The 12,011-nt window shown below is 51.7% G+C and carries 9 protein-coding genes; all 9 read right to left on the bottom strand.

What is annotated here, in order from left to right; all coding sequences use genetic code 11:
- Positions 1–37: 37 nt before the first annotated feature.
- On the bottom strand, positions 38–685 hold the full coding sequence (locus Dvar_RS37975; protein ID WP_419658674.1) for a hypothetical protein: 648 nt from the start codon (positions 683–685) through the stop codon (positions 38–40).
- Positions 686–694: 9 nt separating this feature from the next.
- Entirely contained in the window at positions 695–1,324 is a 630-nt protein-coding gene (cbiM, locus tag Dvar_RS37970) for a cobalt transporter CbiM (RefSeq protein ID WP_419658673.1), read from the bottom strand.
- Positions 1,325–1,390: 66 nt separating this feature from the next.
- Positions 1,391–1,738, bottom strand: coding sequence for a prolyl oligopeptidase family serine peptidase (locus tag Dvar_RS37965; protein WP_419664220.1), 348 nt, complete (start codon positions 1,736–1,738; stop codon positions 1,391–1,393).
- Positions 1,739–1,766: 28 nt separating this feature from the next.
- Positions 1,767–5,492, bottom strand: a complete 3,726-nt coding sequence (cobN, locus tag Dvar_RS37960; protein ID WP_419658672.1) for a cobaltochelatase subunit CobN — start codon at positions 5,490–5,492, stop codon at positions 1,767–1,769.
- A 27-nt stretch (positions 5,493–5,519) separates the two neighbouring features.
- Entirely contained in the window at positions 5,520–5,966 is a 447-nt protein-coding gene (locus Dvar_RS37955) for a hypothetical protein (RefSeq protein ID WP_419658671.1), read from the bottom strand.
- Positions 5,967–6,053: 87 nt separating this feature from the next.
- Positions 6,054–6,557 (bottom strand): GNAT family N-acetyltransferase, encoded by a 504-nt coding sequence (locus tag Dvar_RS37950; protein ID WP_419658670.1) that lies wholly within the window; start codon positions 6,555–6,557, stop codon positions 6,054–6,056.
- 23 nt (positions 6,558–6,580) lie between these two features.
- Positions 6,581–7,264, bottom strand: a complete 684-nt coding sequence (locus Dvar_RS37945) for a tetratricopeptide repeat protein (protein WP_419658669.1) — start codon at positions 7,262–7,264, stop codon at positions 6,581–6,583.
- 31 nt (positions 7,265–7,295) lie between these two features.
- Complete coding sequence (locus tag Dvar_RS37940; protein WP_419658668.1) at positions 7,296–8,153, bottom strand: glycerophosphodiester phosphodiesterase family protein; 858 nt, start codon at positions 8,151–8,153, stop codon at positions 7,296–7,298.
- 120 nt (positions 8,154–8,273) lie between these two features.
- Positions 8,274–12,008 (bottom strand): cobaltochelatase subunit CobN, encoded by a 3,735-nt coding sequence (gene cobN, locus Dvar_RS37935; RefSeq protein ID WP_419658667.1) that lies wholly within the window; start codon positions 12,006–12,008, stop codon positions 8,274–8,276.
- Positions 12,009–12,011: the final 3 nt, after the last annotated feature.

The following is a 12,011-nucleotide window of genomic DNA, read 5'->3' as shown; positions in this document are numbered from 1 at the left end:
ACCTGGTTCCGGCCTGGATAAGCAAAACATCGGTGAATCAGGTCTTTTTGTGCCTATATTTGAAATAGGTTCCAATGCCCACCAGCCCGAAGATATAGCCAATGCCGCCGGCGATGTCCTTAACGTTTGGGCCGGTATTCTCCTTTACCGACAGTTTACGGACAATGGGACGCAGTTTTTTATCCAGGGATTTTTCCACGATGGCCTGAATTTCCGGTGCGCTAAGACCTGAAACCATCTGCGCATCAGCCGTTGCGGCTTTTGGTGTTTGGGTTGATGGCAATGCCGCCGCAGCGGCAGGTGCGTGCTCTCCTGAAAAGGCGGCTGCCACTTCCTCTAAAGGAATTAAGACCTCGGCTTGGTGCCCCATGCCGGCATTTATCTTGACAGTTAGGGCACTCTTTTGGGGAATCTTAAAGGAACAGGTTCCCTCATCGTCGGTGGTAGTGGAGAGAAGTTGCTTGCCTGCCTCATCGAAAACAAGGACCTCGGCATTGTGGGGCAGGTCACCGTTGCCAAAGGCCGACTCAATAAAAATCGAGTCCTCCTCGACCCATCCGCTGGCGAGAAACTTGTGGGCCAGGGCGGGACCGGCTGCTGCAAGCATGAATAAAATGATCGGTAAACTCGTCCGGAAGAGGAATCGCTTTGCTTGGTACAGTGTTGCTGGTTGTTTTCGTTTCATGATTTTTCCTTATTCGATCATGCTTGTAGTAGGACTCGCCGTAAAGCCGGGCAGCGAATCGGGTTTGACCTTTTTGAGAAATCCAACACAAAATGCAGTCATAATACCCTCAATAATCATTACGGGAAGGTGGGCGGTCACCACCATGGCGGCGACTTCAAAAAAGCTTTCCTCGGTAAAAAGCAGGGAAAGTGCGACCATGAGTGACGTCAGAAAAACCGACAATGCTCCGCAGGCAAAGGCCCCGACCAGGGCGAAGCTGTTGTCTTTTTTTACCAGACGGCCGAACAGGTAATAGCACAATACGGCCGGGCCGGCCACATTCAGGGTGTTCACCCCGAGAACGGTAATTCCCCCGAACTGAAAAAGCATGGCTTGCAGGGCCAGCCCCACGAGGATGGCCGCAAAGGCCCCCCATCCAAGCAGCAGTCCCACAATCCCGTTGAGTATGAGATGGACGCTGGACGGGCCGATGGGAACGTGGATCAGGGAGGCCATGAAAAAGGTTGCCGACAGAATCCCCGCCTGGGCAATGTGGTCATAGTCCATTTTTTTTAATCCTATGGCCGTGCCTGCCACGGTCAGGACACCGCTGCCGATGAGAACTGGTGCTGAAAGAACACCTTCTGATATGTGCATGACTTGTCCTCCATTGATTGGGTTGGTATTTTATTTGACCGCACGTTTGCCACATAAACTACGAACTCATTTCATTATTGATTGCTTTAGAAACCAGTCGTACAGTTCTGGATTATTGTAAGTTTCCGTCCACGAATCATGGCCGGCATCCGGATAGATTGTGAATTTCACGTCGCAACCGGCTTTTTTCAATGCAGCGACCATCCGTTTGGAATTTTCAATCGACACAATGTCATCCTTTGCACCATGAAAAACCCAGGTCGGCAGGTGGGCGACGCGCGGCGCCTGTTCGGGGTCACCGCCGCCGCAAACCGGCGCGATGGCGGCGAATCGATTTGGATAGGCCATGGCCAGGCGCCATGTGCCGAAACCGCCCATGCTGAGGCCGGTAAGGTAAATTCTTTGCTCGTCAATGCGTTATCCAGAGACGACTTCATCCAAATTATTCATTTTTCTCTTCGATGACGCCCTCAATATCCAAATAAATTTGCTGTAATTGCTGTTTCATTTCCTCTGACGCCTGCCACAATCCCCGCTCGATAGCCTCCAATAAGCGTTCACTCATGTTCTGCAGCGCATAAGGATTCACATCTTTTAGCCACTGCTGCATATCCGGGTCCAGTGCAAATTTTTCCGACAACGTATCCCACATCCAATCTTCAATGACGTTTGCGGTGGCTTCCCAGCCGAAAACGTAATCCATCTGTCTGGAAAACTCAGCCGCGCCATGATACCCATGACGCTGCATGCCCTCGATCCACTTTGGATTGACCAGACGTGACCGGAAACAGTATTTGATCTCCTCGGCCGTGCTGCGAATCTTGACGCGATCAGGATCGGAACTGTCGCCATAATACGATCGGGGGGAATTGCCGGTGACGGCTTTGACCGCCAGGTCCATGCCGGCATGATATCCATAGGTATCATCGATCTGCAGTGCATCGTACTCTCGGCTGCTCATGTTCTTTGTGGTTGCTTCAACGTGCTTCAGGCGTCTTTTGAATATTTCCGGCGCACTCAAGCCAAAGTGTTTCTTCCCGTAAACATAGCCCCCCCAGGTAATGTAAATATTGCCGAGGTCTGTTTGCGTCTGCCAGTTTTTTGACTCGATCGCTTCGCCAACACCGGTCCCATAATCTCCCGGTTTATCACCGAAGATTCGATAAAGGGCTTCCTCACGGGCAATCTTGGGGTTGACGCCGTGGGCCAGGCGCTCCGCCACCTCGTTTTCAACATGCTTTAAAATGTAGTTTTGATCATGGGCTTCCTTAAGACAGGCCGCCATTTCTACTGCCTCATCGAGAAGATGGGCAAGGTTGGGAAAATTGTCTCTGAACAAGCCGCTGATACGAACCGTAACGTCGATTCGGGGGCGCTTCAGTGTTTCCAGGGCAATCGGCTCAATGGACAACACCCGACCGCTGGATTGCTCCCAGACCGGCGTAATGCCCATCAAATACAAACACTCGGCCACACATTCACCGTTGGTGCGCATGGTGTCGGTCGCCCAGAGAACATTGCCGACACTTTCCGGATATTTGCCTTCCTCTTCCAGATACCGTTCCAGCAGGGCATCGGCCAAGTCCACGCCGACCTTCCATGCGGCAACCGAAGGGATGCACCGGGGATCGACGGAATAAAAATTACGTCCCGTCGGCAGGATGTCAGCCGTACCACGTGTCGGCGCACCCGAGGGGCCTGCCGGTACATAACACCCTCGGCAGGCATCAAGCGTATGGGTTAACTCGTCGGTCGTCGCTTGCAAAGCCGGAACAAGAAAATCGGAAATGTATTCCAGGCATCGCCGTACATCCGCATACTCCCGGCCGATCACCGTCTGCTGCAGCTCGTCGATGCATTGTGCTTTAAAGCCATCGGTATGAAAATTTGCCATCAGCTCAAGCGAGATGGTGTTCAGCGCATTGATGACATCGCCATTGGTTCGGCCATCAGAGCGCAGCCGCCCCCGATTGGATAGCAGATCCTCATAATCATAGCCTTTTAATTCTGCAAGTGACTGCCGTAGCGAAGGTACACTGCCGTTGCTTAACCGGGTCAAGGCAACCAGGAATTCCTCCAGGGCGGCACCGGTCGGCGGTTCGCCCAGAACATGCAACCCATCCTGAATATGGGTATCGGACAGCTCATTCAAGTAGGCATGCACCCGCTCCAGAAAACCGTCAAAATCTTCAAAGACAGCCTCCTCGGTCAGTGATAGGTCGCGGTCAAGGTTGGCCTTCACAACCGCCTCCCAGATCAGCTTCTGTAAAACCTCAGCTTTCCCCGAGTCCGAACCTTTTGTGGCATAATACTCTTTTAACTGAACATCCAGGCCGGCCAGATCTTCGTATAAATCGGCGTTATGCATCACCGGGGTGAGATAGTCCACAATACAGCAATAGCTGCGCCGCTTGGCACCGGTGCCTTCGCCCGGATTGTGGATGATATACGGGTAAACATTGGGCAGGTCGGAAATGGCGATATCCGGGTTACAGGATGCGGAAAGTCCGACGGATTTTCCCGGCAGCCATTCCAGGGTGCCGTGGGTTCCAAAATGGATGACCGCGTTGGCTTTGAATTCATCCCGAATCCAGCGGTAATAGCCATGGTAATGATAGGGGATGGGCACCTCGGGATTGTGATAAATGTCGGCTGCATCTTCTTCTGACGCACGAGGCGGTTGAAGACCGATGAAAACATTACCGTTCAGCAGTCCGCCGACCAGCAGATTGCCTTTATAGCTGAGAAGCTTTCCGGGCGGCGGCCCCCAGTGCTTCTCCATCTTCTCTCTGGCATCAACGGGCAGTTCAGCAAACCATTCTGCGTAGCGGTTTTTGGGCGTTTGGGCCACCGCTCTTCTTGCCAGCTCATCATCCGTCAGCCAGCGCTGATCGTTGGTCATGCCGCTGATGATGGCCTCCATCAGTTCTTTCCCATCTTCAGGAATACCATCCAGCTGGTAGCCCTGCGCCTGCATGCTTCGCAGCAGGTTAATGGCCGAAGGAGCGGAATCAAGAAAAGCCGCGCAGCCGATGTTGTCGTTGCGTGGCGGGTAATTGTGGAAAATGATGGCAACTTTTCGCTGTTCAGGGGGGATATGCCTCAGCCTGGCCCAGTTGATGCTCAAACGAACGAGTTTATCAAGCCGCTCAGGAATAGGCTTGTGCGAAACGGTTTTGGCATTGGTTATGGGATCTGTTTCAGATACGCATTTGGCGGCAATCGGCACGGTGATCAAAAGCCCATCGAATTCAGGCATGGCCACATTCCAGGACACTTCGCTGAAATTCAATCCCTGAAGACTGTCACGCCAATCCTCAAAGGTGTTAAACGTGACAATGGCCTTGAGCACAGGCACGCCAAGCGCTTGAAAAAGATCGTCCACCGATCCGGCGCCCTGCATGAATGCGGCAAGAGAATGCGCCTGAGTACTGACCACAACATCAACAATGGTTTCCCCGTTTTTCATAAAATAGTTGCTAACAACCCACGTCAGACTTTTTGCAGAAGAATCCGTCGCTGAAAGAAACACGACCAGCGCATTGGCGCCCTGACGTTCAATGGATTCGACCAAGCTGTCAAGATAACCTGAATCGCCGGATTTTACAGGGTTATGACCGCAAAGCACGCCCACGGTCGGTTTGTCTGGTGAATATCTTTTTCCCAGGTATTCATCCAGTGTGGGAATATAACCGGTTTGGGGATGATAGATGCCTTCCAACGGAAATTGTTTCGGCGGATTGACCTTGAACTCACTGCCTGTGAAATGGTTGGTCAGGAAAAGAAGAAGGTTCTCGAAATTCTCTGCCTCACCACATTTGATGTACCCGTGAATCGTATCATAAGTGTTTTTGTCAACGGTTGAAGTGGTAATAAATTCCTCGTCAAAGGGAACACTGGCAGCGAAAACCGGAATCTTCCACTGGCCAAATGTGGAAATGATCTGATCAAAGCCGGAAAGACAGGCCCTGCCGCCCATCAGATGCATCAGGGCGATATCAGCGCCTTCGGCCGATTGGAGAAACTCGTTTAACTTGCCTGAATCCGTAAAACTTTCAGGCGTACTGGCGCAGACGTCTATGGTTATATCGTGTTTGTTATATAATGCTTTTACAGCAGATGATACATGTGACAGCTCATGGTTGAATACAATAAAGACAGCTTTCATCTAACGTTTTCCTTCTTAGCCAGCAAATTAGGCATTAAGATATTCAGCTACCTTATCTGTGTGAACCTGCCAGATACAGTTTGCAATGTATGGTTTGAATCCCAATTCAGTATTAATTTTCATCATGGGAACATTCATATCTGCATTTCCGGTGCGCACAAACTTGGCCTGAGAGCGTTCTTTGAGAATTTTATCCAGCATTACAGCTTTGAGCCAGCGCCCCAACCCTTTGTTCCTGTATTGGGGAAATACCCCTGTAATTCCTTGACCAATGATGCCTGGTCGATTCGGATTCCAGAACACTTCCGTGTATCCGGCAAACTTACCGGTCTGTTTTTCTCTTGCATAGAAGGTCCAGCGTTCATAGCCACATGCGAACAAATCTTTTTCGTCTTGACGAATATGGTCAGCAGTCATCGTGAAATTTTCGATATCAAGATCTCCAAAGGGTTGCTGATTGATCAGATCATACAATTCGACGATAGTCTCGATGTCTTTTTCTGGGTAGCTGCCTTCCCAAGGCCCGATCTCAAAATCAGCGCCGCGTTCACTGGCCCTCTTCTACCATTGATGCACTAAATTAGGATCAAGATTAGCGATCGTAAGCTGATTTGTATGGCCTTCCAGTCCCCTTTCGGCGCCGATACGCTGCATGCAGGCTTCGCCAGCCGGAATTCGAGCCATGGTGCTCGTAATGAGTAAACTTCGATTTTCTTTCTCGGCAATATTAACGATCCTTGATAAAAACGCCTTGCCCAAACCTTGCTTGCGAAATTCTGGCAGAATATTGATCACAAACTGTAACATGTGCAAATTATCTTCTCGTGAAAACTGAACCAATCCATACCCTATAAGATCAGATGCATTTTTATTTCGTTTTGCCATCCAGGCAATTACTTCAATGTAATCGGGAAAATTCCGAAATCCCTGAATTGCTTCGTCTATTGGAATGGGAGGATCATCTGGTAATTGTTCACGCCGAATTTGGTTGCAGCATTGATTAAGTGCGGCGTACACAGCTTCAGTTGTGTCTCTGATGTCAAATTTTTCGATGTGGATATTCATTACTCCTTCTTATCTGTCTTATGCTATATAATAGATTTTTGTTCTTTATGCTTATTCATAGTTTCCTTGAATACCTCGGGATGAGCTTTTTTTATGACGGATTTGTAATGAGAAAATTTCTCAGTAGCTTTTTTTATTTTTATTCGTTCTTGTTGTGGTAACAATAAAATATTTTCTTTATTGATTATTTTTTCAAATAAAAGAATGTACTTATAACTGGCAGAGAATTCTTTTAACTTAAAGTGAATATCTGCAAGATTGGCTATTGCGGATTTATCATTATTCTTCAGCTCAAGGGTTTTTTCAAAATACTCAATAGACTTTTTGTACTCAAAAAGATTTCTATAAATCATCCCAAGATGGGCATAAGCTCTGTACTCGTATGGATTTATATCCTTTAATTTGTTGAAGTATGCTATCGCTTCCTCTGGTTTTTCTAAGTGATAAAGGGTTTGCCCAATAAATCTGATTGCATTTTCATCTTCCGGCCTAATCTCTTCCGCTTTATAGAAATATTTCAATGCCTGTTCATATTTTTCGTCTTTAGCGGCTTTTGCTCCGGTAATCATATTTTGGCGAAAAGCTATTATGTCGCTCGTTTCTGTGTCTTTTCCTGAAGTTAAATTTCCTGTTTCGTTTGAAGCACAGCTCGCGAAGAAAAAAACAATTAAGCAAAAATACATTCCTAATTTTAAACCTTTTAACATAATTTTTTCCTCCAAAAAAAGATCCAAATCGTTATTGGATTTGATGAGAAGCTGGTCTAACCAACGGCAGCAACGACAGTGGATCATCACAACTGACGCCCTTCACGCCCAATCTCACGGCCTGCCGGAAGCGCTTTTCAAGATCGTGGCGGCCCCGAAGATAGACCACGACCGGTATCCCTTCCTGTGCCAGCCCTTTAAAGCCGCATTTAGGGAAAAACCACTCGCTGGCGAACAGCGAATCCGCATCCAGGGCACGGGCGGCAAACAGGGGCACGTCCTCGATTTTCCACCAGGTGAGCATATTTACAGAGATTCGCAGTTTCGAATCAAGCCGTTTCAGGGATTTGGCCAGCTGCGTATTCATGGGATCGGCGATGGAAAAGAGAACCTGGGGCTGCATGCCCTGTGCCATGACCATGCCGGCAACCTCAACAGCATCTACGGCTTTTAAATCCAGGGCCAGCCCAAAGTCCGGATGGCCCTTAATGACCTGCAGCGCAGTCTTGAAATCGGGTACGCTTTCGGATGTAGGGCTGCCGTCGGGGCTTTTGAGCTTCAGATCGCGGATCTCCTTCCAGAGCGTTTCGTCGACCCGTCCTTTACCGGTGGTGGTACGCTCCAGCCGCTCATCGTGCATCAATACGATATGGCCGTCCTTCGTTGTTCTCAGGTCGATTTCCACGCCGTGGATGCCTTTTTGTATAAGCGATTGGATGGAGGAAATGGCGTTTTCGGGAAATTCCCCGTGTAAACCTCGGTGAGAAATAAGCTTGACATCGAGCAATGCTTGCTTGCCCCCAGCGCCAACTGCGCAGGGCACACCGGCGAGGATGATCATTACAATCATTGCCAGCAAATGGAATCGGAAAATTCTGGATCGTATCATTTCAACCGTTGGTTTTTAGTTCTTGAAAATTTCTCATGACCATCCTATTTTGCGATAACCGATAACCGATAACCGATAACCGATAACCGATAACCGATAACCGATAACCGATAACCGATATTAAGCCGTCACTTCCTCAATCTCCCCCTCTATCTCCAGGTAGATCTCCTCAAGCTTATCTTTTGTCTCCTGGTCAGTATCCCACATACCCCGGCTGATGGCCTCCAGCAGCCTTTCGGTAATATTTTGCAAGGCATACGGATTAACATCCTTGAACCATTCCCGCATGTCGGCATCAAAGGCGTAGCGGTCGGCCAGACGCTCGTACATCCAGTCATCGATGATTTCCGTGGTAGCGTCCCAATGAAAAGAGATGTCGATGGTACGTGAAAGATCTCCGGCACCTTTGTACCCGTGGCGTTTCAGACCTTCGATCCATTTGGGATTGAGGATCCGTGAGCGAAAGACGTGTTTGGCCTCCTCGGCGATGGTGCGGCTTTTGATACGCTCCGGATCGGACCCGTCGCCGGAAATCGTGACCGGCTGAACACCGCTGGCCATCTTTACCGCCGCGGTGAATCCGCCCATGTAGGCGTTGTAGTCCACGCATGCAAGGATATCATGTTCCCGGGAATCGACATTCTGCACCACCAGGCCGATTTTTTTAAGCCGGCCCCGAAAGGTCTCGCGCATGTCATCGCCGTAAGTTTTTCTTCCATAGGCATAGCCGCCCCATTCGACATAGGTCTCACCCAGATCATTGCTGGTTTCCCACATTTTGGCGTCGATGGATTTATCGACCCCGGCCCCGTAGGCCCCGGGCATGTCGCTGAACACGCGAAATGTCGCTTTTCGAAAGGCTTCCTTGGGATCCAGGCCCATTTTTTCGAAGTCCTCAACCTCGGCCACCACGTTTTTGCGCAGCATGTTGCTTTCTATAGGTTCGTCAAGGGCCGCCACGATACAGGCCGCTTTGTCGAGCAGTTCGCACAGGTTGGGAAAGGTGTCCCGAAAAAGACCAGACGTTCTGAAGGTGATGTCGACACGGGGAAAATCCATGGCTTTGAGCGGAATCACCTTCAGATCCTCCACCCGGCCGCTGGCCTCATTCCAGACCGGCTCCATGCCCATCAGGTACAGGGCTTCGGCCACATCCTCACCCTGGTTGCGCATGGTGGGACTGGCCCAGAGCACCATGCCCATGGTATCGGGCGCACTGCCGGTTTCCTCCCGGTGGCGGGCTACCAGATCCCGCGCCAGATTTTTTCCGATGCGCCATGCACCGGGACTGGGGACTTTGTAAGGATCCACGGAATAAAAGTTGCGGCCGGAGGGCAGCACATCCACCTGGCCCCGGGTGGGGCTGCCGCTGCCGCCCGGCGGAATATGTTCGCCGGAAAGCCCCCGGACGATGGTTTCCATTTCCTCACCGGTTTGCTGGATCTTCAGCAGCACGGTGTTTTTCAAAAATGCGTCCACGGCCTGGATGTCGCGGTTTTCGCGGGCCAGTTCATGACGCTGGCTCCCGGCTGTTTTGCGAACCACCTCCCGGCAGGCGTCGTGAATCCCGCGGATGGCTTCGGCATAGGTCGTATAGCGACCGGTATGGTCGATACGTCCGCGGTTGTCGAGCATCTTGTCGTAATCATAGCCCCAGTGGGCGCAAACCGCCTCCCGCAGCGAAGGGGTGCTCCCGTTGTTGATGCGCACCATTTGCGTTGCCAGTTCCACGAGCATTTCCCCTTCCGGTGGTCGCCCCAGGGTGTGCAGTCCGTCGGCGATGGCGGTGTCGGCGCACTGGCTCAAATAGTCGTGCAATTTCTCCATGAAGGCGTCAAAATCCGAAAACGCCTCATCTCTGGTGATTCCCAGATCCTTGTCCAGATCGGCTTTCTCCGCAGCTGACCAGAGCTCTTCCTGCATCACAGGCAGCCGTGTGGGATTCAGCGTCTGGGTCTGCACGTAGGAAAGCACCAGATTGTCGATTTCGGCCAGATCTTCATATAAATCCGCGTTGGTCATGACCGGTATCAGATGGCTGTTGATGCAGCAGTAAGACCTGCGCTTGGCCTGCGTTCCTTCTCCGGGATTGTTGATGATGTAGGGATAAAGGTTGGGCAGCTCCATGATGGCCAGATCCGGGTAGCACTCGGGCCCTAACCCGACGGTTTTTCCGGGCAACCATTCCAGGCTACCGTGTTTGCCCACGTGGATCACGGCATCGGCTTTGAAAACGTCGCGAATCCACCGGTAAAAACACAGGTAATGATGGGTGGGCGGCAGGAGCGGGTCATGGATCTTCTCCGGCTGCTCCATGAAGCCGCGTGGGGGCTGTATGCCGATATACACATTTTGATTGACGATGCCGTTGATCAGGATCTGATCGTCAAAAACGAACAGATCCCCCGGCGGATCGCCCCAATCCTTTATCTGCGCCGCCCTTACGGTTTCCGGGAGTTCGGCGTGCCATGCCGCGTGCCATGGGCGCTCCGCGCTGTCCGCGGCCCGCTCGGCCATGGCATCCGCCGTCAGCCACCGGCGGTCGGCGGTCAGGCTGCCCAGCATCCGGTCGGCCAGATCCTGGGGATCGTCCCAGGTCGTTTCCACACCGTACCCCTCATCCTTTAATCGTTTGACCATGTCGGCCACGCTGGCGAAGGAGTCCAGGCCGAAGGCGCACCCGATGCGGTCGTTTCTGGGCGGGTAGTTGTGAAAAATGATGGCGACTTTTTTCTCATGGTTGGGCTTTTGGCTCAACCTCGCCCAGTTTCCGGTCAAGCGCACGATTTTGGCGATCCGCTCGGCAATCGGTCTTTGCCGGATCACGGGCATGCCGGTCAGGGGGTGCTCACCTGCGAGCTCACGGGTGGAAAAGGGGACGCTGATCAGTACTCCGTCGAATTCGGGCTGCGCGGCATGGGCGCTGATGTCCATGGGCGACACCGCCTGGTAGGTGTTCGTCCAGAACTCCCGGTCCACGCTCAGGGGCAGCGCCTGGACGACCGGCACATCGAGGATCTGATAGATGTCCGCGTTTTTTGCGTCTGCCTGCCGAACGGAATGACCGGTGGTGTTGATCAGCCCGTGGATCACGTTGCGGCCATGATGCTTGAAATAGTTCTCTATTACCCAGCGATTGCCTTTCATGTCCTGCTCGGGATCGGGAAACCGCCTGGAAAAAACACAGATCGGCACCAGGTCCTGATGCTCCACTTCTCTGACCAGGGCATCAATGGCCTCAAGATTGGATTCGATGTAGTAGTGGGGATAAAACCAGATGCCCAGGGCCGTGCGGGAACCATCAGCCAGGTCCTCAACGGACACGCCCCGTTGATGCAAGTAGTCTTCCAGCGTGTCCACGGCGCCCGTTTCGGGGTGATAAATGGCTTGGCAGGGTTGGGGGCGGGGCGGTTTGATTTCCATGGATGGCTGCCCGCCGTAGCGCTGTAAAATACTTTTGAAAAGATTGCTCCAGTTTTTAACACCGCCGAATCGAATATACCTTGCGGTGTCCAGGAAAAAATCCGAGCCGTAGTCCGTTGAGATCCCGCTGCTGGTGGCGTCTTCGTCGCGGTCCGAGGGGTGCCAATAAACGTCCGTGTTTTGCGCGGCCTTCTGCAACTGGTCCCAGACAGGGATGGACGCCCGGCCGCCATAAGTCATGATCATGAGCAGATCGGCCTTGCGGACCGCCTTAAGGTATGCCTCCAGCACGGCATCGTTTTCAAGCTCATCCCGGCCGCGGATGGTCACTTTCAATTGCCCGGGAAAGGATTCGTTGATATTGGACAGGGCCAGGTTGAGGCTGTTGGCGCTGCTGGCCATGCTGTAGATCACCAGGTGCGTGGTTTTCATGGG

The sequence above is a fragment of the Desulfosarcina variabilis str. Montpellier genome (assembly GCF_048565275.1).
Classification (GTDB): Bacteria; Desulfobacterota; Desulfobacteria; order Desulfobacterales; family Desulfosarcinaceae; genus Desulfosarcina; species Desulfosarcina variabilis.
Note: the sequence above shows the minus strand (reverse complement) of the source record. Positions and strands in the feature narration are given on the sequence as shown.

Bases quoted from the DNA above. Each gene is read 5' to 3' on its own strand.
- Dvar_RS37975 (WP_419658674.1), bottom strand. From the start codon at position 685: ATGAAACGAAAACAACCAGCAACACTGTACCAAGCAAAGCGATTCCTC.
- cbiM (WP_419658673.1), bottom strand. From the start codon at position 1,324: ATGCACATATCAGAAGGTGTTCTTTCAGCACCAGTTCTCATCGGCAGC.
- cobN (WP_419658672.1), bottom strand. From the start codon at position 5,492: ATGAAAGCTGTCTTTATTGTATTCAACCATGAGCTGTCACATGTATCA.
- Dvar_RS37950 (WP_419658670.1), bottom strand. From the start codon at position 6,557: ATGAATATCCACATCGAAAAATTTGACATCAGAGACACAACTGAAGCT.
- Dvar_RS37945 (WP_419658669.1), bottom strand. From the start codon at position 7,264: ATGTTAAAAGGTTTAAAATTAGGAATGTATTTTTGCTTAATTGTTTTT.
- Dvar_RS37940 (WP_419658668.1), bottom strand. From the start codon at position 8,153: ATGATACGATCCAGAATTTTCCGATTCCATTTGCTGGCAATGATTGTA.
- cobN (WP_419658667.1), bottom strand. From the start codon at position 12,008: ATGAAAACCACGCACCTGGTGATCTACAGCATGGCCAGCAGCGCCAAC.